The sequence below is a fragment of the Chitinophaga sp. SYP-B3965 genome, from assembly GCF_009647655.1.
Taxonomy (GTDB): Bacteria; Bacteroidota; Bacteroidia; order Chitinophagales; family Chitinophagaceae; genus Chitinophaga.
In genome coordinates, this window is the sequence record NZ_WJFD01000001.1 from 2,558,437 (window position 1) to 2,582,906 (window position 24,470).

The 24,470-nt window shown below is 45.3% G+C and carries 20 protein-coding genes and 1 tRNA gene; 8 read left to right on the forward strand and 13 right to left on the reverse strand.

What is annotated here, in order from left to right; all coding sequences use genetic code 11:
• Window positions 1-190 precede the first annotated feature (190 nt).
• Window positions 191-1,081 (reverse strand): helix-turn-helix domain-containing protein, encoded by an 891-nt coding sequence (locus GFS24_RS09940; RefSeq protein ID WP_153659413.1) that lies wholly within the window; start codon window positions 1,079-1,081, stop codon window positions 191-193.
• Between the two features lie 18 nt (window positions 1,082-1,099).
• Window positions 1,100-3,205, reverse strand: a complete 2,106-nt coding sequence (locus GFS24_RS09945; protein WP_371730295.1) for an endonuclease MutS2 — start codon at window positions 3,203-3,205, stop codon at window positions 1,100-1,102.
• 228 nt (window positions 3,206-3,433) lie between these two features.
• On the opposite strand from GFS24_RS09945, the gene msrA reads away from it, so the two are divergent.
• A complete protein-coding gene (msrA, locus tag GFS24_RS09950; protein WP_153659414.1) occupies window positions 3,434-4,090 on the forward strand; it encodes a peptide-methionine (S)-S-oxide reductase MsrA in 657 nt (218 codons plus the stop codon).
• A gap of 270 nt (window positions 4,091-4,360) precedes the next feature.
• Here msrA and GFS24_RS09955 read toward each other — a convergent pair whose 3' ends face one another.
• The 3 genes from GFS24_RS09955 to GFS24_RS09965 all read right to left on the reverse strand — a co-directional run bounded on the left by GFS24_RS09955 (window position 4,361) and on the right by GFS24_RS09965 (window position 9,451).
• On the reverse strand, window positions 4,361-4,561 hold the full coding sequence (locus GFS24_RS09955; protein ID WP_153659415.1) for a hypothetical protein: 201 nt from the start codon (window positions 4,559-4,561) through the stop codon (window positions 4,361-4,363).
• A 212-nt stretch (window positions 4,562-4,773) separates the two neighbouring features.
• Complete coding sequence (locus GFS24_RS09960) at window positions 4,774-8,157, reverse strand: family 16 glycoside hydrolase (RefSeq protein ID WP_153659416.1); 3,384 nt, start codon at window positions 8,155-8,157, stop codon at window positions 4,774-4,776.
• A gap of 13 nt (window positions 8,158-8,170) precedes the next feature.
• Complete coding sequence (locus GFS24_RS09965) at window positions 8,171-9,451, reverse strand: Gfo/Idh/MocA family oxidoreductase (RefSeq protein WP_153659417.1); 1,281 nt, start codon at window positions 9,449-9,451, stop codon at window positions 8,171-8,173.
• 239 nt (window positions 9,452-9,690) lie between these two features.
• On the opposite strand from GFS24_RS09965, the gene GFS24_RS29420 reads away from it, so the two are divergent.
• Both GFS24_RS29420 and GFS24_RS09975 read left to right on the forward strand, forming a co-directional pair.
• Window positions 9,691-10,485 (forward strand): helix-turn-helix transcriptional regulator, encoded by a 795-nt coding sequence (locus tag GFS24_RS29420; RefSeq protein ID WP_216647382.1) that lies wholly within the window; start codon window positions 9,691-9,693, stop codon window positions 10,483-10,485.
• 66 nt (window positions 10,486-10,551) lie between these two features.
• Window positions 10,552-10,902: a VOC family protein gene (locus tag GFS24_RS09975; RefSeq protein WP_153659418.1), complete on the forward strand. Its 351-nt coding sequence runs from the start codon at window positions 10,552-10,554 to the stop codon at window positions 10,900-10,902.
• On the opposite strand, the gene GFS24_RS09980 is transcribed toward GFS24_RS09975, so the two are convergent.
• Together GFS24_RS09980 and ung are read right to left on the reverse strand one after the other, a co-directional pair.
• The gene (locus GFS24_RS09980; RefSeq protein WP_153659419.1) at window positions 10,886-11,659 is read right to left on the reverse strand and encodes a 1-acyl-sn-glycerol-3-phosphate acyltransferase; all 774 of its coding nucleotides are present in this window, start codon (window positions 11,657-11,659) and stop codon (window positions 10,886-10,888) included. The two genes, GFS24_RS09975 and GFS24_RS09980, sit on opposite strands and share 17 nt — an antisense overlap.
• 1 nt (window position 11,660) lies before the next feature.
• Window positions 11,661-12,332 carry a uracil-DNA glycosylase gene (gene ung / locus GFS24_RS09985; RefSeq protein WP_153659420.1) on the reverse strand — a complete coding sequence of 224 codons (672 nt, stop codon included), beginning with the start codon at window positions 12,330-12,332 and terminating at the stop codon, window positions 11,661-11,663.
• 113 nt (window positions 12,333-12,445) lie between these two features.
• Between ung and GFS24_RS09990 the strand changes: the two genes are divergently transcribed.
• Window positions 12,446-12,519 (forward strand) — tRNA-Arg (locus GFS24_RS09990).
• Window positions 12,520-12,567: 48 nt separating this feature from the next.
• Here GFS24_RS09990 and GFS24_RS09995 read toward each other — a convergent pair.
• The 3 genes from GFS24_RS09995 to GFS24_RS10005 form a co-directional block, all read right to left on the reverse strand.
• The gene (locus GFS24_RS09995; RefSeq protein ID WP_153659421.1) at window positions 12,568-13,314 is read right to left on the reverse strand and encodes a DUF1835 domain-containing protein; all 747 of its coding nucleotides are present in this window, start codon (window positions 13,312-13,314) and stop codon (window positions 12,568-12,570) included.
• A gap of 58 nt (window positions 13,315-13,372) precedes the next feature.
• Window positions 13,373-14,122 carry a response regulator transcription factor gene (locus tag GFS24_RS10000; protein WP_153659422.1) on the reverse strand — a complete coding sequence of 250 codons (750 nt, stop codon included), beginning with the start codon at window positions 14,120-14,122 and terminating at the stop codon, window positions 13,373-13,375.
• A 258-nt stretch (window positions 14,123-14,380) separates the two neighbouring features.
• Complete coding sequence (locus GFS24_RS10005; RefSeq protein ID WP_173003034.1) at window positions 14,381-15,865, reverse strand: TlpA disulfide reductase family protein; 1,485 nt, start codon at window positions 15,863-15,865, stop codon at window positions 14,381-14,383.
• 79 nt (window positions 15,866-15,944) lie between these two features.
• Here GFS24_RS10005 and GFS24_RS10010 point away from each other — a divergent pair, with 79 nt between their 5' ends.
• Together GFS24_RS10010 and GFS24_RS10015 are read left to right on the forward strand one after the other, a co-directional pair.
• Window positions 15,945-16,508 carry a Crp/Fnr family transcriptional regulator gene (locus tag GFS24_RS10010; protein WP_153659424.1) on the forward strand — a complete coding sequence of 188 codons (564 nt, stop codon included), beginning with the start codon at window positions 15,945-15,947 and terminating at the stop codon, window positions 16,506-16,508.
• Window positions 16,509-16,583: 75 nt separating this feature from the next.
• Complete coding sequence (locus GFS24_RS10015; RefSeq protein ID WP_371730301.1) at window positions 16,584-16,910, forward strand: multidrug efflux SMR transporter; 327 nt, start codon at window positions 16,584-16,586, stop codon at window positions 16,908-16,910.
• Here GFS24_RS10015 and GFS24_RS10020 read toward each other — a convergent pair.
• On the reverse strand, window positions 16,879-17,895 hold the full coding sequence (locus tag GFS24_RS10020; protein ID WP_153659425.1) for a glycoside hydrolase family 43 protein: 1,017 nt from the start codon (window positions 17,893-17,895) through the stop codon (window positions 16,879-16,881). The genes GFS24_RS10015 and GFS24_RS10020 overlap by 32 nt on opposite strands.
• 82 nt (window positions 17,896-17,977) lie before the next feature.
• Between GFS24_RS10020 and GFS24_RS10025 the strand changes: the two genes are divergently transcribed.
• A complete protein-coding gene (locus GFS24_RS10025) occupies window positions 17,978-20,497 on the forward strand; it encodes a histidine kinase dimerization/phosphoacceptor domain -containing protein (protein WP_153659426.1) in 2,520 nt (839 codons plus the stop codon).
• Between the two features lie 5 nt (window positions 20,498-20,502).
• On the opposite strand, the gene GFS24_RS10030 is transcribed toward GFS24_RS10025, so the two are convergent.
• Window positions 20,503-21,102, reverse strand: a complete 600-nt coding sequence (locus GFS24_RS10030) for a hypothetical protein (RefSeq protein WP_153659427.1) — start codon at window positions 21,100-21,102, stop codon at window positions 20,503-20,505.
• A 180-nt stretch (window positions 21,103-21,282) separates the two neighbouring features.
• On the opposite strand from GFS24_RS10030, the gene GFS24_RS10035 reads away from it, so the two are divergent.
• The gene (locus GFS24_RS10035) at window positions 21,283-23,664 is read left to right on the forward strand and encodes an ABC transporter permease (protein WP_153659428.1); all 2,382 of its coding nucleotides are present in this window, start codon (window positions 21,283-21,285) and stop codon (window positions 23,662-23,664) included.
• Here GFS24_RS10035 and GFS24_RS10040 read toward each other — a convergent pair.
• On the reverse strand, window positions 23,642-24,463 hold the full coding sequence (locus GFS24_RS10040; RefSeq protein ID WP_153659429.1) for an AraC family transcriptional regulator: 822 nt from the start codon (window positions 24,461-24,463) through the stop codon (window positions 23,642-23,644). The two genes, GFS24_RS10035 and GFS24_RS10040, sit on opposite strands and share 23 nt — an antisense overlap.
• Window positions 24,464-24,470 lie beyond the last annotated feature (7 nt).

Sequence of the window (24,470 nt, forward strand, 5' to 3'; positions counted from 1 at the left end):
TACTGCCTGGGCTTGCAGTATATCCATAATCGTTTGAGGTTTACTTTTTGTTACTGCTGTTGTAAAAAAAGTTCTCTTTCGATTATAGTTAGGTTACATGACTTTCGTGATTCGTTCAAAATGATGCGTTGCAATTGACAATGCAAAAGTAAAATAATACCTGATATTGTATATGTTCCATATCGCGGGATTAGTTGTACTTTTCACGGATAGTCTTTTGGAAGAGCGCCGGCGTCTGCCCGGTGTGCTTTTTAAAGAAACGGTTAAAATACGCGTCGTCGTCAAAATTCAATTCACCGGCAATCTGCTTTACAGAGTGCTGTTGCCAGAACAGTAGCCGTTTTGCTTCCATAATGCGTTTAGCATCTATGATCTGCTTGGCACTGCGGCCTATGGTAGTTTTTACCGTATCGTTCAAATGTCCGGGGGTTACGTGGAGCATCTCTGCATAGTCCGTTACCTGTACTTTTTCACGGAAGTGCTGATCTACCAGTACCATAAACTGGATGCCCAGACCGCTGAAACTGGTTTCTGTGCGGTAGAGGTCCACATCATCATCCGGCCTGGCAATACGCCCGCAGGCAATAATGAAGGCGCTGAGGATATTCCTGATAATGGCTTCTTTCCTTGGCTTATCGTTCCTGAACTCTGCCAGCAGGATGCGGGCAAAGGACAGTACTTCCTGTAACTGGCCTTCTTCCAGGCGCAGTATATTATTCTTAAATACGCACTGCCAGCAACTCAATACCCCTAAAGTTTCCGTGATGAGGAAGTCCTTGGTAAAATAGAGGCCGATCATTTCTGCATCGGAACTCATATCGTACTGGCGGATCTGCTCAGGGTCTATCATGATCACGGCAGGCGCATCTATAATATGCCTTTCAAAATCGATATATAATGTAATGGAGCCTTTCAGCAGGATGTCTATGGTATAACCGTCATGCCTGTGGGGTACTTCAAAGCCCTCCCACTTAACATCCTTCAGGTTAGCCCGGTGGATCATGAACTGTGAGCCTTCTACGGCAAGACTATTGTCCTGCAGGGTCATCAATGGTATCTGATTATATTTAGCCAGTTGCATGTTTCTTTGTTTAATAGGTTATTCAACTTTTTGCCGCTCCTGTACCAATACCAGGTCGCTCATTTTCACATTGATGGGAATGTTCCCGATCTGTACGATAGCACTCTTATTCCTTAGTTCTGTTACTTTACCTACCTGGTTATTCGAGCGGATCTTCACCCGGTCTCCTACCTTGATCTCTCCTGCCAGTTCTTCAAATTTATCCTGTACTTTCTTCTGCAATTTCTCGTTGATGGACTTTTCCTTTTTACGGAACAGCAGCGCCTCTGCCTGTTTGATCACTTTCGCCTTATCATCTGTGCGCTTCCATTCAAATACGATCTGTTTCAGTTTGCGCTCCATATCTTTCAGGTAGATGATCTCTTCTTCCCTGATCTGGTTTTGCAGCTTCAACAGGGTATATTGTTGCTGCACGCGTTCTTTGTCAGACAGTATTTCGTATTCTTTCTTCAGTCTTTCGTTTTCTTTGAGTAGTTTCTGTAGTTCTTTTTCTTTGCTTTCTACTTTTTGCAGGTCCTGTTCTGCTTTATTCAGTAATTTATCTAAGCGGAAATGTCCGTCGTCTACTAATTTGCGTGCCCTGCTGATGAGGGCAGGGTCCATGCCTATACGCTGCGCGATGGAGAACGTATAGGAACTGCCGGGTTTGCCAATGAGCAGTTTATACATGGGCAGCAGGTTCTCTTCATCAAATCCCATGGCCGCATTCAGGATCCCTTTCACTTTACCGGCCATGATCTTCAGGTTGAGGTAGTGGGTGGTTACGATGCCAAAGGCATGTTTCCGGGCCAGCTCTTCCATGATCACCTCTGCAAAAGCTCCGCCCAGGTTAGGATCGGAGCCGCTGCCCAATTCATCTATGAAGAACAATGTTTTACCATTGGCGTTCTCCATAAAGTGTTTCATATTCTTCAGGTGCGAACTATAGGTGCTCAGTTCAAATTCCAGGCTTTGGGTATCCCCGATGTGGATCATCAGGTTCCGGAAGATGCCCAGCTGGCTGCTGGGGTGTACCGGTACCAGTAATCCGGCCTGCAACATGAGCTGAATGAGCCCTACTGTTTTTAGCGTCACCGTTTTCCCTCCTGCGTTAGGCCCGCTGATCACGAGGATGTGATTGTCCTTGTTCAGCGTCATGTTCACGGGGATGGTGGGCTTTCCCTGTTTGCGGTTATACAAAAGCAGCAAAGGATGATAAGCTTCTACCAGATGCAACTGCGCATGTGGCTCCACCGTGGGGTAGTTTCCGTTTACATCCAGTGCCAGCCGGGCTTTTGCACGTATAAAATCATAAATACCAAGGGTATCATGATATTGCTGCAATAAGCCATGGAATTTGGCCAGTTCTGAAGTGAGGTTCTTAAGGATGGCATATACCTCCCGCTGTTCATCTCTTTCCAGGGAGAATACCTCATTGTTCAGGTGGATAGTTTCCTCTGGTTCCAGGAAAGCGGTGCGGCGGGTATCTGATTCCCCGTGCAGTATCCCTTTCACCATTCGTTTTTGTTCAGCAAAGATGGCCACTACCCTGCGCCCGTTGAGAAAACTCTCTTCAATATCCGCCAGATAGCCCTGTTTCTGCAATTTGCCCAGGATCTTATCGAACACTCTCCGGAGGTCTGTCCTTTTGCGGAACAGGTTCATCCGGATCTTTGCCAGTTCAGGTGTTGCATTGTCGCGTACCTGCCCTGTTTCATCCAGCACTTCATCTATCAGCGAAACGATCTTCTTTTCGTAATGTATTTCTTTAATGAGCCCGTACAGCCCCCAATAAGTCACCCTTCTGTCTGCATCAAAGAAACGGACAATGCTGTTCATTCCTTCCGCCAGTTTGCGGAGTTGCATGAATTGTTCCCCGGCCAGCACGGCGCCCTGAATTTCCAGCAGGCGTAATTCCTGCTTTAGATTGAGGACGTAATCATTGGGGAAGTGCTGTTGGATCAGCACCAATTGTTTATACTCATGCGCCTGTTGAAGCGCAGTCTTTACGTAGTCAATATGTGTATGCAGGCGCAGTTCATCGGCCATTTGCTTGCCCAGCTCCGTTTTACAATGTTCCTGCAACAAAACCTTAACCTTGTCAAATTCCAACTGCACCGGCGCCGATTCTGGAAAATATTTCACCTTCTAATTTTTAATAATTTCAGCTGCCGGCCCATGCAGCTTATCCTTTTTTTCGTTCCGCAAAGTTGGCCTATCTCATGCAATTGATAAAAAATGATTGATCAACAGCGAGTCATGAATGACAAATGCGGTTTATCATTCATGCTTTACTCAAAAGAATGTTAAAGTTACTTAACTTGTTGATCCAAACCGCCATGGATATCGTAATTTGATGTACAGATAAAGCATATGAAACACATTAAAAGATACCTTTTGTTCGTGGCGATGCTGGGTTCCAGCCTCGCATCCTGCGCTCAGCAACAGGGAAAAACAGAAAAAGAACCAGGAGATATGACCATTAATAAAGATCAAAAAACGGAAACGGCCATCTTTGGGAACGGTTGTTTCTGGTGCACAGAGGCCATCTTCCAGCAACTGGACGGGGTGTTAAAAGTGGAATCCGGCTATTCCGGCGGGGCTAACCCTAATCCTACTTACGATGAAGTATGTACGGGCCTGACCGGGCATGCGGAAGCGGCCAGGATCACTTACGATCCGGCAAAGATCAGTTATGCTACCCTGCTGGAAGCATTCTGGGGGAGCCATGACCCTACCACTCTGAACCGCCAGGGAAATGACGTGGGTACGCAATACCGCTCTGTGATCTTCTACGAAAACGAAGAACAGCATAAAGAGGCCGAATTTTACAAAAAGAAGTTACAGGAGTCCGGGGCATTCAAGGACCCGATTGTGACGGAAATAGCGCCTTTTAAGGAGTTTTATGTGGCGGAGAACTACCATCAGAACTATTATAACCAGAATGGCTCAGCGCCTTACTGCACTTATGTGATCAAACCTAAGCTGGAAAAGTTCAAGAAAGCGTTTAAGGATAAGCTGAAACATTAGGAGAATTAATTATAATATGGGGAAAGAGGGGTCTTGTTTCAGGGCTCCTCTTTTTTTATGATAGTATATTACCGGTTAGGGCTGAGCGAAGCTTAATCGAACCTGAAGCGAAGGTGAACCGAAGGATCGCCCTTGGTGAAGAGGGTTAAAATAGTATGCAAAAAGGTGTTTGAAAGGGAGCTTAAGCGTATCAATCCCGTAGCAATCCCGTATCAATCCCGTATCCATCCCGTATTAAGGTGGGGTACCTGTCACTATGACACATCAATATCACAACATTTCCAGCTTTTTGCTGCCTTTGTACATCCAGGATAAAAGGAAATAAGCAATCGCAGTGATGATCAGCACGTAGCCAATAAAGCCTACGGTTAAAATTGCTTCCATGCCGATCCAGTTTTGGATCTCTGCAAAATAAGCGAGTACTGCGAGTAAGATTCCTGTCATTCCACCGATAATGGTAATCGTTTTCATGAGGTGTTGATTTGGGTTACGTCACTCATATAACGTACCAGAAATTAAAAGGTTTACAGGTGGCTATAAAGATTTTCCTGATCGCTTGCTGGTGGAAGAACACCACGGCTGAAGGTGAATTGGGGCATTCCCGCTATCTGTGGAAAAAATACGACAAAAAAAAGGAGTGTACCCCAATATGGTACACTCCTCTCCTCCCCAAAGGGGGGCATTTATTTCTTCGTAAGGTCTTTAATTCGAATGTTCCTGAAACGTACTACGGAACCATGACCTAAGAAACCAATGTGCCCGGTAGTGTTTTTCAGACCGGGATGGTCCTTATGATCCAGGGTGCCTTTATCACGTGGTTCAGCAATATCGCCGTCTGTAATTACGGTACCGTTCAGTTCCACAGTGATGTGGGTGCCTTTCACGGTCACCTGCTCATAGTTCCACTCCCCTGTTGGTTTGAGGAAACCGCGTTTGGCAGGGATCACACCATACACAGAACCATGGTACTGGTAAACGTGCAGGTTCTTATAGATATCTGCTTCATTATCCAGGATCTGTAATTCCATACCCTGGTAAGCAGCATCTCCTGTGAGCGGAGCGCGGATACCGAGGCCGTTGTTAGCACCGGGAGTGAGCTGGAATTCCATCCGGTAAACGAAGTCGGCATATTCATCTTTAGTATAAAGATTACCGCCGCCACCGTTCTGTGGATAGATCACCATATCTCCATTCTCAATGATATAGCTGGTGGTGTTACCTGTCCATTCGTGCATGTTAGTACCGTCGAAGAGGATCTTGTACCCTTCTTTCTGTTCTGCATCGCTGAGTGTGAAAGGTTTTACTTTTTCAAACTCACGCACATAGAGATTACGGTAAGCTACGTAAGTGCCATGCGCCTGTAACTCCAGCTGCTCTTCTGCGAAGATGGGCAGCTTGCGGTCCCAGTAGTTTTCCAGCATTACATTGTTCACTACCAGTTCTCCGTTCAGGTAAACCGTTACACGATCTCCCTTCATGATGATGCGGAAGTTATTCCATTCACCAATGGCATTGTCTGCCACTTTCAGGGGTTTGCTTTCGTTCTTTGCATTATTATACAAACCACCTGATCCTACCTGGGCACCTACATCTCTGCGGGTTGTATCCCAGATCTGTACCTGTGGTGTACCACGCAGGTAGATACCGGCATCACCGTCTTTGGTGATCTTCCAGTCCACAAACATTTCAAAGTCGCCATATTTCTTCTCTGTGCAGAGGTTATCACCATGACCGCCGAAAACCAGCAGGCCATCTTTCGCGCTCCATCCTTCTTTCATTTTCACATCTGCTTTCTCCTGTTCTGTTTTCAGGGTAGCAGCATCCATCTTGGCACGTTTAATCGGATTAGCTACGAGGCCTTTCCAGCCGCTGAGGTCCTTACCGTTGAACATGGATACGAATCCTTCGCCGGCAGGCATTTCAGAGAGGTATTTGCGGATAGCTTCGCGTTGATAATCCGCATCGCCGCCTTTCAGTGTTTTAGAAGTTTTATCTAACAGGCCGCGAACAATGGCACCGCTGTAAGTTTTATCTGCCAGTGCAATGTTCATCACAGCCACTGCTGCATCCTGTTGTACGGAAGCATCATCCAGGAACTGACCAGCGAAGATCAGCGCAGGGAATGTTTTACATTGTTCTGTTTGTTGCAGGATGGTTTTCTTCAAACGTGCATCCTGTGCCAGTTCCATCGCATTGGAAAGCATCAGCAAACGCTGATCTGCAGTAGTTGCCGCTTTTGCCAAACGTACATAACCAGCCAGGGCTGTATTGCGATACGTTGCATCCGTGCGTGCAATTTTAATGAGCGTGTTGGCTACGCTGCCATCTTTCCATTCATTCAAGGCAGCAACAGCAGCTTGCTTTTGAGAAGCCGTGCCATTATCAAATGCTGCATTTACTTCTGTGAGTGCATCAGCACCACCAATGCCAGCTAAAACAGCATAGTACCGTTCTTTCTTTGCAGGTGCTTCCTGTGCCATCTGTGCAGTGATCGCTTTCGCGTCTGCGCCGGTATTGATCACCGCAGCCTGTAAAGCTTTGATATCTTTTGCATTCTCTGCAGCAGATAACAATTTGAATAAGGCAGGCAGGTTCTCTGCTGTTACGATATCCTGCAAACCATTGATGGCTGCGGAACGTACACTTTCATTAGAAGAGGTGGTGAGTGCCAGTACCGGCGCAACCTGCTTGTCTGCTTTACGGCCTGCTACTACTTCTATCAACGCTACCTGCGCAGCGGCAGGCATGCCAGGGATGGCAGCAGCAGCTTGTTGCGCTACTTCGTCACCCTTGATCGTTTTCAATACACCTTGTACAGCAGCAACTTCTTTTGCATCACCTTTCTTCATCACCGCCAGCAATGCAGGGATAGCGCTTGTTCCGCCAGCCTGGCCTGCAGCTTTGATAGCCGCAAGTCTTACACAGGCATCTTTATCCGTGAGAGCTTTGATGATAACAGGTGCAGCTTCCGTTGCTTTATTGTTACCCAGCATGGTGATCACAGCAGCTTTGCCACCAGTGTTCGCTTTTGCCAGGGATTTGATCCAGAGTGCAGTAGCAGCAGGGTCCAGCGAAGTGCCTGCATATTTCAGTGCGGCATCGCGGAATTCCGGTTGCGGATCATTTACTGCAGAGAGCAATACGGGCAGGTTCTTACTGCCATCTATCTGGTTGAGCAGGTATAATGCAGCGGTGCGTACATGCACCTGGTCTGCTCCTTTTGCTTCTTTCAGTAACGTCTGTGCAATCTTTGCACCTGCAGCGCTTTGTCCTTTTACATGCAGTTGTTGTGCATACAACAGGTACGAAGCGGTGGCGTTGGTTTCATCATATTTATAACCGGCTTTGGCAGCAGCGCCTGCTAATGCAGATGCGGCAGAAGGGTCAGCAATATGTGCCAGCGCATACAATGTTGTTTTAGCGAGCATCTTATCAGGCTGGTTCAGCAGCGGCAATAATGCCGGTGTGGCATCCGCTATCTGACCATCTCCTATCACTTCCACCAGCGTTTGTTTGTTACGGCCATTCACCTGTGGCAATGCAGCAAGCAAAGCTTTCTGTGCAGCAGGTGTATTGATCTTCACCAGTGTGCGGGCAGCAGGATCCATCAGGCGCTCATCCAGCAGGTAAGGTTGCAGTACACTCACGGAGCCATCGTTGCCCACATGTTGCAATTGCACGATAAGGAATGACGCGATAGAGGATGATTTCACTTCTTTATTATCTTCCTGCTGCAAAGCTTTACCAAATGCTTTGGCAGCTTCGGCGCGTTGTTTTTCTTTACCGGGTTGGGTTACATAAAAAGCATAACCTGCCAGTGCATATTCCAGCGCGGTGTTATCCCCTTTACCGGGAAGAGCCAGCATAGCGACCATGCCTGTGATACCATCTTCGCCCATATCAGACAACGCGTCCATATTGGCTTTAAAGGCAGCTTTATTTTGTGCAGGCTGCTGTGCCAGCAGGTCTGCAATTTTAGTATGCGCGGCACGGTTATCCTGTTTTGGCTGCGCCATTACGGCGAGCTGGATAAAACATACAGCTATTAATAGTAAGATCTTCTTCATGCTTTAATTAATTTTAGATGGTCCACGGTCCGCGCATTGGCTGAAAGATCAGTTTGTTTGCGCCTTCATCGTTAATGAACTCCTGTTTTACCGGATCGAATTGAAGATCACGGCCTAATTGCAATGCAATCTTACCCATGTTCACGATAGTAGCAGAGCGGTGACCATTCTCTTCGTTCAGTGCAAATTTCTGACGGTTCTTAACGGCGCCCACAAAGTCTGTTACCTGCGGAGCAGGGTCAGGGAATGCAGCCAATTTCTTTTCCAGGTCCGGGATATCTGATTTGAAACCAGGATACAGCTTGCCTTTAGGGCCTTCTATATAAGCTGCTTTGGTTTCAGTGCCCGCACCATCCAATACGATCTGGCAGCCATCTGCATAAGTATACGTGATCTTACGCCAGGTACCTACTGCGTCAAAGTGCTGCTGTGGTGCATCAATTTCCACTTTAACAGGGCTGGTATCATCCTTACCCAGGAAGTACTGAACAGGGTCAAGATAGTGCTGACCCATATCACCCAGGCCACCGCCATCATAATCCCAGTAACCTCTGAAAGTGCCATGAACACGGTGAGGGTTATAAGGTTTATAGGGTGCAGGGCCGAGCCACATGTCGTAATCCAGTTCTTTTGGAACGGATTGTTGTTCCAGGTTGGTTTTACCTACCCAGTAGAACTTCCAGTCGAAGCCTGTGTGTTTGCTCACCGTTACCTTCAACGGCCATCCGAGCAGGCCGCTGTTCACCAGTTTCTTAATAGGCTCTACTGTAGTGCCCATACCATAAAATCTGTCAGAGAAACGGAACCAGGTATTGAGCCGGAAGATCCGTCCATGCTGCTGCACTGCTTCAACGAGGCGTTTGCCTTCGCCGATAGTGGCCGTCATGGGCTTTTCACACCAGATGTCTTTACCTGCGCGTGCTGCATCCGCAGCAATAATGCCGTGCCAGTGCGGCGGGGTAGCCACGTGAACGATGTCTACTTCAGGCAGCTGGATCACTTCCCGGTAGTCGCTAAAGGTTTTAACACCTTTGGCTTTTTCGCCTAAAGCGTCTAACCCTTTCTGGATGTGGCTTTTATCCACATCACAAATAGCTACTACTTTGGTGCCTGCGTACTCAAAGTGACCGCGACCCATGCCGCCTGTGCCGATAACCGCTTTTGTAAGCGTATCACTGGGTGCCAGGTAACCGCGTCCCAATACGTGACGGGGTACGATAGTGAATGCAGCCAACGCCCCCACAGAGTTCCTGATGAAGGACCTCCTGGAAGAATGGTTTTCTTTCTTTCCCATGGTTTTATTTAAGTGTAAACGTGATTTTCGATTGCCCTGCAAAATACAAATTACATTTCTGGATTTTTGATGGAAATTTTACCGCTTATGGAGATGTTCCCCTGTTTAAGGAAGAACGGCTGCATTGCTCTACTGTATTGTATTTCAAGGGTGTTTTCTTCTTTTAAAGAGCGGGCTAATTCCACCAACTTTTGAAACTTTTTGAAATAATTACTGAAAGGTAGGCTAACTTCATATAAGTGTATATTGCCTTTCCTCCTCCGCCGCCACTGGCCCGGCATGTACGCATGTTTTGGGTGTTCGAGTACGACGTACCCGCAGGGGAACCTTATGTGTATCGTTCCATGGCAGATGGCTGTGCCGAGATGGTTTTCCATTACAAAGGCGATTTCACAGAGGTTGGGGACAACAGTTATCATCCCGCGATGGTGCATGCACAGACCAATCAACACCGTCGGTTCCTTACTCATGGCAGTTTTGGGATCTTCGGGGCTTACCTCTATCCTACCGCATTACCGCAGCTTTTTGGTTTGGCTTCTTCCTCCTTTAGTAACCAGATGCCGGCATTAACAGATGTGCTGGGGGCTGAGGGAGCTTTTTTAGAAGAACAGATCATGACCGCTCCCAGCCACCAGCGGCGAGTGCAGATCATGAGTGCTTTTCTGGAGAAACTGCTGAACAAACGCAAACAGGAAGAAACGGCTGCGCATGTGGCCGTAAAACACATCATCCATGTACATGGACAGGTGAATGTGGCCACACTGGCCTCACAGATCTGCCTCTCTACCAGGCAGTTTGAGCGAAAGTTCAAGGAGTTCAGTGGTTTCTCTCCTAAGATCTTCACCCGCATCATCCGCTTCCAGCGTGCCCTGGCCGAATATGGTAACAAACAGCTGAGCATGACGGAAATAGCTTATCAATGCGGGTATTACGATCAATCCCACTTTATTCATGAATTCCGTGAATTCTCCGGATATCATCCACGACAGTATTTCTCCGGGCGCCCTGAAGGGATAGAATACCGGGAAAGCTAAAATGTCGTGTTTCTCCAATTTATGGCCTGCTCCTTGTGTTAGTTTTGTTCCATAAAATCTTAATGTATGGCAGTAAGCCCTTATTTCCTGGTAAAAGATGGCGCAGCATTCCTATCCTTTATGACAACCGTATTTGACGCCACTGTCGCCGCAGTGCATCACAATGATAACGGTGGTATTATGCATGGAGAAGTGAATATCGATGATAGTATCGTCATGTTCGGAGAAAGTACTTCCGCCTACCCTCCGGAAACAGGGTCTGTATTTGTATATGTAAAGGATACGGACGAAACTTATAAGAAAGCAATGGCAGCAGGTGCTGTTTCCCGCCAGGAACCAATGAACAAAGATTATGGACGTGCAGCGGGTGTAAGAGATCCGTTTGGGAATACCTGGTGGATCACGCAGGTGTTATAAGGTCTTCTCCGCCTCCATTGGCCATGTAATGATCCCACATCAGCATAAAGACCTTTTCTTTCAATACCGGCAGATCTTCCTTCGTTAATCCGGCTGTTTCCACAGGCGGCAGGAAATGGTATTCAATACGGTGCGGTATAGCGAAGAGGAATTTACCGGGCACCTGTATTTTACGGGTATGGAAAATGACAGAGGGCATAATGGGCGTTTGTGTTTCAATAGCCAGCACAAATGCCCCATCATAAAATCGCTTTAAAGGGAATGGCGTACGGTTGCGGGTGCCTTCCGGGAATAGAGCCATATGCATGCCCATCTTCAGTGCATTGCGCATATGTTCAAAGCTTTGTTTGCGACTCACATCATCATTCCGGTTCACCATAATACCCCCTATTTTGTACATCATACCAAATATGGGCACCTTCCCTATTTCATGTTTGGCGAGGGTCTTATTTGTACCCGGAATGCCCGGTGTAGCCACTAGTACATCCACAAAAGAATTGTGGTTGCACACTACCACGTATACCTTTCCCTTTTCAAAATATTTTTTCCCTTTATGATAAACAGGGCAAAAGATGAGGTTCATGTACACCTTCATCCACACCCTGCCCAGGATGAGGAAGTTGCGTGTCTTAGCAGGATCAGGTAAAAAGGAGAAGATCCAGATAGGTATAAGTACGATCAGCAGGGTGATCACAAAAAGTAACAGTGCATAAACTGCAAAAACACGACCTGCGATGTTCCTGAACAATTTCATCATTTTATAGTTGCCAGTTAACCGGTTCTTTTCCCTGCTTCATCAGTATCTCATTGGCCTTGGAAAAATGCCTGCAACCGTAAAATCCTTTTTCCACACTAAAGGGGGAAGGATGGGCTGCTTTTAAAATATAATGTTTGGTAGCGTCTATCAAGATCTGTTTATCCTGGGCAAACTTGCCCCAAAGCATGAAAACCAGGCCTTCTTTCTGATCTGAGAGCTTTTTTATCACGGCATCTGTAAAATTTTCCCAACCTATTTTGCTGTGAGAAGCTGGCTCCCCTGCTCTAACTGTCAACATGGCATTTAACAGCAGTACACCGTTTTCCGCCCAGGGGGTGAGATCGCCGGTTTCTGCAATGGGAATACCGAGGTCCGTGTTCATTTCCTTGTAGATATTAACCAGGGAAGGCGGTGGTTTAACACCCTTTTGCACAGAGAAGCAAAGGCCATGGGCCTGGCCTGGGCCATGATAAGGGTCCTGACCCAGGATCACTACCTTTACGTTGTCAAAGGGCGTTTTATCGAATGCATTAAAGATCAGGTTACCGGGGGGGTATATGGTCTTTCCGGAGGCCTTTTCATGTTTGAGGGACATGACGATCTGTTCAAAATATGCTTTTTGGAATTCGTCTTTAAGTGCCTCTTTCCAGGTGCGTTCAATCTTTACATCCATTTAATTAGCTTTGAAACAACGGAAATTTGATTTATTGATGGAAAATTATATAAATTTGCACTCCCAATAAAAAATTAATTTATCCTTGCGGGGGTAAGTTAGTGATTATTCCCGGACCGGTAGCTCAGCTGGATAGAGCAGCTGCCTTCTAAGCAGCAGGTCATTGGTTCGAATCCAATCCGGTTCACTTTTTGAAGATTAGGTGTCTGAAACTCAGGCACCTATTTTTTTTACGCTAGTGCATTACTTTGTCATAAAGATCTTTTAACTGGGTGTCTCCAAAACCATAAATGCTTTCTCTATTCCAAAATTCTTTGAACACTTCCTGAAAGTCAGTAGAAATATTTTTTACGATGTCTTCAATAACTTTTTCAGGTCTTCCTTTTGTGCCATCTTTTGGAAAACGGTCAACATGCGCCTTTACTACTTCTTGTAAATACGGAAAAGCTACAGATTGATTCTTTGAAAGATCTGTCAACTCTTCAAGATTGCCATTTTTGTATGCCTCCCACAAGGCTTTCCCTAAATTGATGTCGGCTTCACTTAAAGGAACTTTATTTGCATAACAAACTTTAAGTTCATCTGAATTTGCTGGTCCAAAGCCATTCCAAAATTGTTTATTGGTTTTGTCTAAATAAGAAGTATAAACAGCAAAAACTTTTTTCTTTATTGGCAAACTATTGATAACTGAAATAACAAACCACATATTTACCTGGCAAAACAAGTCATACTCAAACCAAAGATTAAACGCTGAATTATCAGGCGCATTCCTTATTTTTTCAAACTCTTCTACAACTTTACTATGGTATTCCCTTTCTGTTAATCCCACATACTTTGCTCTTGATTGCCAAAAGTCATGCAGATTGTCGCCTGACAGATCTCCATCTATAAGACCTTCTCTAACAACTATTACCTCTCCTTCAATTTTCGCGTCCGGGAAACTGTAAGCAAGAGCGTCGCCGTTTAAGATATTATAAATCATGGTTGTGAAGTTTTTTGCAATACAGCTAAATTAGCATTATTTGCGCAACCTGACACCCTCAAATCAACTTACTTCCCACCGCAAAAGACAACGCATCCATCACATTGCTCACCTCCAGCCGCTCAAAGATCCTTCTACGGTAATATTTCACCGTGTCCGGCGCTACAAACAACTTCTCCGCAATCTGATCGATTGAAAACCCCTGGGCATGTAACCGCAAAACCTCCAGCTCCCTTTCCGTGAGCGAAGGTTTTACCAACTTTTGCCAAATCTTTTTCCCGTTCAATAGCTCCCACACCTCGTTGCTCCCTTGTTTGTAAATGCGCACATTCCCTGCGGCCTGCTGCCGCGATAAGGATACTACACACATAGACTTCCACATCTTTCCCTCTGGCGTCAGGAAGAGCGGGGTTAGTTTATGATTGATGAGGATTTGCTTCCCGTTTTTATGAAGCAGGTGAAAATCATAGGTAATACTGTAAAGTGTACGCTCCTCCACGGGAAGTTGCGCGTAGAAATCAAAGCCTGCTTCATTGAGCTGCGTTAATAATTCCAGGTCCTGGGGCGGGACCTGCCGGAAGTAAAATTCATAACCCAGTTGCAATACCTCGGCAGCACTATACCCACATAGGAAAAGTGGATTTTCTGAAACGTATTCGAAAGACATATCCTTATAGTCGATCACGTATACGCTCTCGTAACTCAGGCGGGCAAAGGCCTTTACCGCTTCCAGGTAGTGCTGGTCGGTTTCTGTGATGACACCCAGTTTGTTGGTGGTCAGCAGGCTAGAACCGGGGTTGTGCTTCATGTGCAGCTTTTATAGGACTAAATTTACACCCCGGTGTAGGGATTTACAAATTTTTCTCCTCGAATTTTGAGAGATATGGAAAAGAAAAAAGCCCTAACGTTTACTTTTAGTATCGTAGCAATCATTTTAGGTGTAACACTGTTTAAGCAATTCGACTTTAAAAATTTAAAATTTGAGAATACGTGGTTAGCCATTATTTACGCAATTGTGTTCGTATTCTCCGTTTATGTTGTACTAAAGAACGCAAAAACTAAATAATTACAATACAGCTTCGATCCGCTTTTGCATCTCTTCGTTCCCGGGGTATTCTGTAAATTGCTGTTTTAGGACACCGTTCTTATCAAATATCAGGTAACTGGGTATGGCGCTAAAATTGAAGCTATTCATCAGATGCCTCCACTCTTCTGCAGTCAGGTAGTACTGTTCTCCTCCTATGCCCTGAATATCCCTTTCCCATAATTTCCTGGGTGATGAGGGGCTGCTTATATAAATAAACACAGCATCTTTACCTGTGAGTTGCTTTTTTAAGTCCCTGGATTCTTTCATGGCTTCAAGGCAAGGTGCACACCACGTTGCCCAAAAGTCAACAATAACGGTTTTCCCTTTATACCTGGAAATAATAGCGCTCATTAATGCTTCAGGAGATACGTCTGGCGTAGTGTTGATCACAACCGACTTTTTTAACCGGGCCTGCTCCACTACTTCCTCGTTCCTTCGCAGCAGGATCTTCTCCAGATCCCCTCCCTTGTAATAGTTTTTGATGTTTTCAATCTGCTTTAATGTCAATGGTCTCAGCTCAATCTCAAATTGCACCGCATATGCATTGCTTGCCAGCATATCATAGAACAAGCCCTGATCAAGGCCGATCAGATGCCCCAATATCTCCTTTACATTTTTTGTCCATTCACGGATGGGCATGTCCTGAATACGTGGAATATCTAATGCGCTATTCTTTAACAACTCCTGCGTAAAGGTGGGGTAAGAAAAACAATACAGATATAATGGGTTATTCAGGTCCAGATCTTTAAGGAACGAGTAATCCTCCCGGACAGGCTTCTTTATCTCCGAACTATCCGGCATTTTACGATCATTCGTGTTCATATAGTTTATAACCATACTAGCATGGTAATTGAATACACTCATATAGTATTCCGCCAGTGAATAATCCTTGAATAAGATCTCTTTCATCCTTTCAGATAAAAAGGGAGGTTTGTTTAGAACGGTCCGTTTTACCTGCAAATAGTTATTTAAATGATCAACATAAGCACTAAACGGTTTATTATACAAGGCTTCTCTCGGCTTACCAGATATATAATCGAGCATTTCTGTAAATTTCTTCTGGCTCTGAATAAGTTCTTCTTCAGTGAATCCAGGGTTATCGCTGGTCTTTAATTTACTGATACTTCCACTATCGCTATAACTCAATGAAATTTTATTTTCCCGGCCGTTCTTTAAAAAAAAAGCCACCTGATCATACTTATCTATGTCTGTGCTTACAGCACATCTGGTAAGATCCGTTTGTGTGTCCATCATCAGCGAAAAACGTCCATGGGGATCGAGCAGGGTTTTATAGATCTTATTTTCGCCGGTAAATGGCAGCGTAATATACATCCACACCCATACACTATCTTTCTTAAGTTTTTCCGGGATAGTTACTTCTCCGCTTATACTAACAGTGCCTGCCTGCTGGGCATAAGCAGCCGTGGAACAGAGAAATAAAAAGATAACGCAGGTCAGCTTCATTCTATAAAGTTTTTCTTCAATATACGCTTTTAAAAACCCTTTGGTGCTATCTACGTATATTCGTTCTTTAATGGAGCATATGAATATTGACAACATACTCAACAACATATACCCCCTGCCCGATCAGTCAAAAAACCTGCTGAAAGAAAAGATCTATGAAATTACCTGTCCTAAGGCACATATTCTATTTAAGGTAAATAGAATAGCCTCAAAAGTATATTTCCTTAAGAAAGGAATCGTGCGGGCCTATGCCAATCCGGAAGAAGAAGAAATAACATTCTGGTTTGGGAAGGAAGGAGACGCTGTTCTTTCCATGAAGAGCTACGTAGAAAACCAAAAAGGATACGAAACCATCGAATCGCTGGAACCATGCGAGCTTTATGAAATACAAACGGAAGATCTGAAACAACTCTACAATACCGATATACATATAGCCAATTGGGGAAGGAAATTTGCAGAACAGGAATTGATAAAAGTTGAAGAAAGATTTATCTTCAGGCAATGCAAAACCGCATTGGAACGCTATAAAGAATTAATCAATAACGATCCTGATCTATTGCAAAGAGTGCAATTGGTACATATAGCATCTTACCTCGGCATCACCCCGGTATCCCTGAGCAGGATACGGTCTGAACTTAAATAATACGCCATTTCTTATCATTTGATAAGTTTTCCCAGCCTCCCCCTTACGAACTTGCAGGTATAAAATTTATAAATCGTGAACTGGATCATTTTAATTATCGCTGGTTTATTTGAGGTAGCTTTTACCTCCTGCCTGGGAAAGGCCAAAACAACAACAGGGCTGGAAATGTATCTGTGGTATGGAGCCTTCTTCTTTTCACTGGTAGCGAGTATGCTTTTATTGATGAAAGCAGTCCAAACCCTGCCTCTGGGAACTGCTTATGCAGTATGGACAGGTATAGGTGCCGTGGGCACTGTTCTGATAGGTATCTTTGTGTTTAATGAAAGTGTGAACTTCTGGAGGTTATTCTTTATAGCAACATTGATAGGGTCTATTGTTGGCCTGAAGTCAATGTCACATTAACGGTGATCCTATCCCCTGCATCATCCACTTCAAATAAATGCGGATAACGTATGCTACGGCCATTTTGCCCTTCCTTATGGCTATGCAGGGACATGAGCAACTTCCCTTCAAAGGTACGGAACAACATGCCATGTCCATAATTGGGAGGTGTTATAGGTTCCTTTTCCTGTATCCAGGGCCCATCTAATGTGCCGCTTTCAGAATAAGCAACGCCCTGTGTATATACATTGAAAATCCAGCTTGTCCATAACATACCCAACCTGCCGGATTGCGTACGGAACAACCAGGGGCCGTCAGTTACTTTATTGGGAATGATATTACCGTCTTTGTTGCGCTCTTTGCTCCAGGGGGAATCACTAGCCCTGAAAAGGAGTTTTGCTTTTCCAACAGATCCGCTCAGATCGGGTTTCAATGCTATCTTTTCGATGGTACCATTCCAGTTTTGCAGCCACTCATAACAATACACCATGTAAGGTTTGCCATCTTTATCCACCCACAGTGTGCCATCCAGGGTTGGCATGTTAGCGGGCAGGTACGTGGGATCCGCCATAGGCATATAAGGGCCATCCGGTTTATCGCTCACCAATACGTGGCAGGCACGGCGTTCGATAACATTTCCCCTGACGGTGTCAATTTTTACATCCCTGTTTGTGAAGGTGGCGAAGTAATAATATTTGCCTTTATAATAGTGGATCTCCGCTGCCCAGATCATTGGATGGCTACCCATCCAGGAGGTGGTATCCGGCTTTACTACTTTGAAAGGACCTGTCCATTTTTGCAGGTCCCTGCTTTTCCATAACATGCCTCCTGTGCCCGTCATGTAATACATGGACGTGTTCTTATCTGCCAGGATAAAAGGATCGCTGAGGCGGATGGAATCCAAAGGAACATTTTCCCTGACCGGTACCTCGCGGTTTTGTGAAAAAAGCGGCAGGAAATTCACAGCGAATAATGCGGATAGCAAGAAGGCTTTTTTATGGTCCATGCACACAATATATACATTAAATCACGTGTAAATTTGACAATTGTTTCTATTTTTACCCCCTACTCTTGTAAGCAACACAGCCATGTATCGAGCACTTTTTCTTATTATGGCCTCCCTGGCCCTGCATATCACTGTTTCCGCAAGGCAACCCAAACCCGCTGCCCCCGATCCTAAAGCAGAACTGTTCCAGCGTCTGGGCGGAACGGCGCAGGATACGGCCAGGGTACATGCCCTTTATGCCCTCGCTGATTTCCACTGGCGCAAGGAGTTCATTTACGATAGCGTTATCAGCTACGCCAATCGCTCTTTTACGCTCGCCCGCCAGTTGAAATATGAGAAAGGATATATTGAGGCCACCACCCTCCTGTGCAAAGCCTATAGCAAGTATGGCGAAGTAGACAAGGCAATAAGTCTCCTCCCGCAGGTAAGTAAAGAAGAACACGTCCATTTGCTCATACTCATAGGAGAAAGCTATCTGTACAAGCCCGGATTGAAAAAGCCTGTGCTGGATACCGCTTTCGGTTATTTCACCCGGGCGCTGAAGGCTGCCGAAGCAATCAGATCCGCCACCTGGAAACACGAAAGCCTCATAGCACTTGGCAAATATCATTTTGCATCAGATCAACTGCCAAAAGCGAAAGAAGCATTCCTCACCATCATCCATGATCTGCAGCAGACCAAAGAAGTCTCAAAAGAAGCGCATATCTGGTCTGAACTGGGCAAGTACATGCCGGACACCGATAGTACCTTCAAAGATCAAATGTGGGCCCACGGCAATGCACTCACATTGTACCGCCAGTTGAAAGATACGCTGAACCTTATATACGTACTGCAGGACATAGCAGCTGTTAACATGAACCATTCTAATTTCGATACAGCCAAAGCCCAAATTATGCAAGTCCTTGAATGGCGTAAACAAACAGGCATTAAAAACATATCCGCCAATGTCTACTACATGCTTGGCTGGATCAATTATGCAACCGGCGATATCGACGAAGCACTCAAGGCGCTGCTGATCATAGAAAAGGACCTGCGGGAATCCAATTCAAACACCAACCCCAATCTCAATTTGCTCATTGGTCTTATCTATGCGGAAGACGGGCAGCATCAAAAAGCATTGTCGTATCTCCTGGACACCAAAAAAGCCAGGGGATATTACCTCTACCTCATAGGCAGGAAAACAGCAGAGCAATATATCCAGCTTGGACAAGCAGAAAAAGCACTTGCCTATATCAAGGATTTTGAGGCTAAAAATCCACCGGAGAATCCAGATCACCAGGAATCCATTGCTGCAGCCAAAGGAGATATTTATGCCGCACTCAACAGGCCGGTACAAGCAGCGCAATATTACCAGGAGATGGTAGCGCTGGACAAACAAGCGCAGGAATTCAAGGCCAGGGAAATGTTCCCGCGGCCCTTAAGTGTGTCCGGAGCAGAAGCCTACTATAAAATAGCCCGCTTTTATGTGAAGCAGCATCGTTACGCGGCAGCAGCCCCCTACGTCGCCACAGCTGCGAAGATCAATGCTTTTTCCGGCAACCAGTTTTACGTTGCCAACAACCGGCGGGACATCCGCTGGCTGCAGTACCAGGTTGACTCAGCCGCCGGTAATTACCAGGCAGCATTAGAACATCACCGCCAATACACAGCGCTCAACGATTCTATTTCCAATGTCGTTAAAAGTCGTCAATTCCATCAATTGCAGGTGCAATACGAAACAGAGAAGAAAGAACAGGCCATCCTGCAAAAGGACGAAGAGATAAAAACATTGGAACAGACGGATCGCCTGCAGCAGGCTAACGTACGGCAGGCACATTTCATCCGTAATATCAGCATAACCGCTACCCTCTTGCTCCTGGCACTAGCAGGGCTGTTATACAGGCAGTACCGTCAAAAGCAACGTGCCAACCAGCTGGTTACTATACAGAATACACAATTGCAACGCCTGCTGAAAGAAAAGGAGTGGCTGCTGAAAGAAGTGCATCACCGCGTTAAGAACAACCTGCATACCGTTATCTGCCTGCTGGAATCCCAGGCCGCGTTCCTGGAAAATGATGCACTCAAAGCCATTGAAAGCAGCCAGCACAGAATTTACGCAATGTCCCTGATACACCAAAAACTTTACCAGGTGGAAGATGTGAAGACCATTGAAATGAATCAATATCTGCCGGAATTCGTTCAATATCTTAAAGACAGCTTTGGGATCACAGATAAGATCTATTTCCGGACGGAAGTTGAACCCGTGTCACTGGATATATCTGTAGCTATTCCAATCGGGCTCATCCTCAATGAAGCAGTTACCAATTCCATCAAATATGCTTTCCCCGGCAACCGCAAAGGCACCATAGAGGTGATCATGTACCATGAAGCAGGAGAAATAGTATTGGAGATTGCGGATAATGGTATCGGCATTGATAAGAACATCAAGGATCAAACCCTTAATTCACTGGGTGTGGAGTTGATGAAAGGTTTGAGTGAAGACATTAACGGCCGGATTGATTTTACCAGTGATGAGGGTACAAAGATCACAGTGAGGTTTGCAGCTGCTTCTCCTTTTTATTCTCACCTGCCCGGTGAAAAAGAAGAAATGATGCCTGCATGAGCTTATTACAGGCCATTTTCGATAACACGCCGGAGCTTTGCCTTATCACCTTTATAAGCTTCCAGCTCTCCTATCCTGGATAATGCAAAACTTCTTAAGTAATCATTTGGTGTATCCATGTGATTACTTTTCCTGTTTTTGAGATTGATCACAATCGCCTGAATGGTCCTTATTATTCCCCATGGAAATCCCCACCATCCTAATACAGCTGACTTTGCCGCTGCCGCAGTATTTGCATTATCAAGGCACCCGGGACAACCAATCCTGATCTTTTTCGTAAAATTGGTAACAACAATGATACTAACAACTTCCGCAGTAAGCGTTGCATTTAGTTTGCTTGTCGATGTGTTGCAGATCGGGCAATCCAATTCTCTGATAGCATCGCAGTATTTATCGATCTCCTGGATGGTATAGGTTTTATTCTGAACGTCTAAAGCATCGGCCAGAGAATGGCTTAAGTTCCGCCTTTTCAATTCCGCCTTTACGATTTCCAATGCTTCCGGAGTGAGCCCTGCCGCATCTTGTGTTACGGTTTGAATTAACTCCTGATTTGACATCTTTTCATATCGTTCTTGTACCCACTTTGTATTAATGCCTGTAGCCATAGGTGATAGGTTATGGCACAAACATAATATAAAATTATACAATCCCATAAATGAACAACCCCTGTATCAAAACCGGACAAGTTGAAAGAATTCCCAAAACATACCCCTCTGATTTACAACAGGATATCAATTTGGCATTTTCTTGGCAGCCCCTAAGCCCGGTATACTTCAAATAAGCTTATGTTTAAAAACTACTTCAAGATTGCCTGCAGGAACCTTTGGAGACACAAAGGCTTCACTTTCCTCAATATCCTTGGCCTTTCAGTAGGTTTAGCTGTCTTTTTCCTCATCTTTCTATATGTTCGCTTTGAAACCAGTTACGATTCGTTCAATACAAAGGCAGACCGCATTTACAGGGTTGTCTCCGATCTGGAATCCAGGTCAGAAACCCTTCACTGGGCAAGCACTGCTGCGCCGGTGGCTATTCATATAAAAACAGACTTCCCGGAAGTAGCTTCTTTTACCAGGCTATACAAGGGAGGGGTACTGGTCAGGAAAGGAGACACAAAGTTCCAGGAAAGCAATACCGTATTTGCAGACTCCACTTTGTTCAAGATATTCGACCTTCCACTGATTGCCGGCAACCGGGAAACGATGTTAAAGGACCCGTTGAGCATTGTGCTTTCAGAAACAACAGCTAAAAAATACTTTGGGAACGCCGATCCGCTTGGCCAAACCCTCATCTTTACTACGGATAATCTCAGCGCCACGGTAACAGGTATCATGAAAGATATCCCCGAAAACTCATCAATAAAGGCGGATATGTTTGTTTCGCTTTCCACCATGGCAAAGCAATTCAACGACAGCATGGACTACCGCTGGAGAAGTTACGTGTTGTACTCTTACCTGCTGCTGGAACCACACACGCATGCAAAAACCCTGGAAGCAAAATTACCGGCCTTCATAGACAAACATTTGGGCGAAGAATTAAAGAGAGACCAGGAAAAAGTTACCCTGAAACTGGAACCGCTGAGAGATGTTTATTTAAAGTCTGACCGCAGTGGCTTTGTGAAAGGCAACATCAATAATGTGTATATATTTTCTATTGTGGCTGTGTTTATACTCCTGATCGCAGCCATTAATTTCATTAATCTCACCACCGCCCGCTCTGCAGAACGGGCAAAAGAAGTAGGCATACGAAAAGTAGTAGGAGCAGAAAGGTTCCAGCTTGCCAGACAATTCCTCGGAGAATCCCTGCTGATCAGTTTGATCTCATTTGTAATAGCGCTACCATTATGTTCCGTGTTATTGCCTTTGTTCAACCAGATGGCCGGCAAAACGATCAGCACAGGTATTTTCAGTCATCCGGTTTACGTGCTGGCATTATTTGGAATAGCATTGAGCGTCGGCCTGCTGGCAGGCCTGTACCCTGCCCTCATCTTGTCCTCCTTTAACCCGATCGTTTCCTTAAAGGGCCGTTTTAGTACCGGAACGAGAGGGCTGCAACTAAGAAAAGTACTCGTAGTCACCCAGTTCGCTTTTTCTATTACACTGATCATCGGCACCATCGTGGTGTATATGCAGTTAAACCATATGCGCAGCCATGACCTAGGCTTCACCAAAGAGCAAATGATGGTAGTGGAGACCAGGGGTGACGATAATAAATGGGCGCTCCGGCAAGAGGTAGCTTCTCTCCCTAATGTATTATCCACCTCATTTTCCATGAGTGTACCAGGCAGAGGTACTTACGGCGCCGCTACTAAAGTTGAAAATACAAAAGGAGAAATGCAGCCAGCCACCCTTGAATTGAACTTCGTAGACTTTGGCTACCTGGAGCAGTATAAACTCAGGATGGCAGCAGGCCGTACTTTCTCTAACAAGATCAGTACTGATTCCACGCAAGCGATCGTGCTGAACGAAAAGGCAGCAAGGCTATTTGGTTATGCTTCTCCCCAGGAAGCTATTGGCAAACGTTTTTCCCAATGGGGAAGTGAAGGTATGATCATAGGCGTAGTGAAAGACTTCAACTTCACCTCTTTGCAGGACGAGATCAAGCCCCTCAGTATGCGCATACAAACGCAAAGCAGTAACTTGCTTTCCATTCATGTAAATACCAAAGATCTCCCTGCTACTATTGCCGCCATTGAAAGTAAATGGAACAGGATCATTCCCTCTCAGCCCTTCAGTTACTTTTTCCTGGATGAAGACTTTAATGAGCAATATCGTTCAGAAGAACAATTCGGGAACCTGTTTCTGAATTTTGCGATCCTTACCATATTCATCTCCTGCCTTGGTTTATTAGGACTGGCTTCCTACAGTACCATCCAACGCACAAAAGAAGTGGGCATACGGAAAGCAATGGGCGCCAGTGCCGCGAGCATCACGCTATTGTTATCCTCAGACTTCCTAAAGCTGGTATTAATAGCATTCCTGGTGGCGATGCCGATTGCATGGCTAGGTATGCATCAGTGGTTAGAGGGATTCGCTTACCGGACAACATTGTCCTGGTGGATATTTGCAACCACCGGCCTCGCCACTGTAATGATCGCTTTTGTAACTATCAGTTACCAGGCCATCAGAGCAGCGCTGGTAAACCCCATCAGGAGTTTGCGGACGGAATAATTAATTTATTTGGCGGATACCCAAAATGGTTCTTAAACGCATGCGAAAAGTGAGACAGATTTTCAAAGCCTACTTCAAAGTACACATCATTAGGCTTCCGCTGCTTTTCTGCAATATGATAATGCGCCAGTTCCAGCCGCTTTTCCGTCAGCCATTTTTGCGGGGTGGTATGATAGATCTTTTGGAAGTCTCTCCTGAAAGTAGCCAGGCTGCGGCCGGTCAGATAACTGAACCTGTCTAAGGGCATGTTGAACATATAGTGGCGTTCCATAAAATCCTTCAGGCTTATTTTTCCCGGCTCATCAAAGTTAGCCAGCAGGCCATCTATGTTCTTGTCAATGGCCCTTATGATGCTGATGGCTTCTTCTATTTTGATATCTGCTATATCAGGAGGCAGATCCTCGCCCAGATCAAAATAAGGGATCAATGATACGAAGCAGCTTTGAAGGAGCGGATGTTTTGTAAAAACATATACTTTATCAATTGGTTGTACGCTGCTCTTCACCTTATGCCTGGAATAGAAATCTTTTAGCTTTTCCGGTGTTAGGTGCATAGCCACCGACTTATGCGGCAACCCATCCTTAGGGCAGCTGATAACCGTGGTCAGCTGGTTACGTGGAATGAGAAATATATCACCTGCTCTGAAAGTATAAGTTTCTTCCGCCTGTATGATCTTTGTTTCGCCTGATATGAACCAGATCAGCATGTGATGCTCAAACGTTACTTCTGTTTTAAAGGACTTTCCTTTAAACTCAGAGAGCTTAATATCAGGAGTGATATATTTCGTTTCAAATTCCATCGTACAA

What these genes read in the sequence shown, in the direction of transcription:
- GFS24_RS09940 (WP_153659413.1), bottom strand. Translation starts at nt 1,081, where the DNA reads ATGCAACTGGCTAAATATAATCAGATACCATTGATGACCCTGCAGGAC.
- msrA (WP_153659414.1), top strand. Translation starts at nt 3,434, where the DNA reads ATGAAACACATTAAAAGATACCTTTTGTTCGTGGCGATGCTGGGTTCC.
- GFS24_RS09955 (WP_153659415.1), bottom strand. Translation starts at nt 4,561, where the DNA reads ATGAAAACGATTACCATTATCGGTGGAATGACAGGAATCTTACTCGCA.
- GFS24_RS09960 (WP_153659416.1), bottom strand. Translation starts at nt 8,157, where the DNA reads ATGAAGAAGATCTTACTATTAATAGCTGTATGTTTTATCCAGCTCGCC.
- GFS24_RS09965 (WP_153659417.1), bottom strand. Translation starts at nt 9,451, where the DNA reads ATGGGAAAGAAAGAAAACCATTCTTCCAGGAGGTCCTTCATCAGGAAC.
- GFS24_RS09975 (WP_153659418.1), top strand. Translation starts at nt 10,552, where the DNA reads ATGGCAGTAAGCCCTTATTTCCTGGTAAAAGATGGCGCAGCATTCCTA.
- GFS24_RS09980 (WP_153659419.1), bottom strand. Translation starts at nt 11,659, where the DNA reads ATGATGAAATTGTTCAGGAACATCGCAGGTCGTGTTTTTGCAGTTTAT.
- ung (WP_153659420.1), bottom strand. Translation starts at nt 12,332, where the DNA reads ATGGATGTAAAGATTGAACGCACCTGGAAAGAGGCACTTAAAGACGAA.
- GFS24_RS09995 (WP_153659421.1), bottom strand. Translation starts at nt 13,314, where the DNA reads ATGATTTATAATATCTTAAACGGCGACGCTCTTGCTTACAGTTTCCCG.
- GFS24_RS10000 (WP_153659422.1), bottom strand. Translation starts at nt 14,122, where the DNA reads ATGAAGCACAACCCCGGTTCTAGCCTGCTGACCACCAACAAACTGGGT.
- GFS24_RS10005 (WP_173003034.1), bottom strand. Translation starts at nt 15,865, where the DNA reads ATGAAGCTGACCTGCGTTATCTTTTTATTTCTCTGTTCCACGGCTGCT.
- GFS24_RS10010 (WP_153659424.1), top strand. Translation starts at nt 15,945, where the DNA reads ATGAATATTGACAACATACTCAACAACATATACCCCCTGCCCGATCAG.
- GFS24_RS10020 (WP_153659425.1), bottom strand. Translation starts at nt 17,895, where the DNA reads ATGGACCATAAAAAAGCCTTCTTGCTATCCGCATTATTCGCTGTGAAT.
- GFS24_RS10025 (WP_153659426.1), top strand. Translation starts at nt 17,978, where the DNA reads ATGTATCGAGCACTTTTTCTTATTATGGCCTCCCTGGCCCTGCATATC.
- GFS24_RS10030 (WP_153659427.1), bottom strand. Translation starts at nt 21,102, where the DNA reads ATGGCTACAGGCATTAATACAAAGTGGGTACAAGAACGATATGAAAAG.
- GFS24_RS10035 (WP_153659428.1), top strand. Translation starts at nt 21,283, where the DNA reads ATGTTTAAAAACTACTTCAAGATTGCCTGCAGGAACCTTTGGAGACAC.
- GFS24_RS10040 (WP_153659429.1), bottom strand. Translation starts at nt 24,463, where the DNA reads ATGGAATTTGAAACGAAATATATCACTCCTGATATTAAGCTCTCTGAG.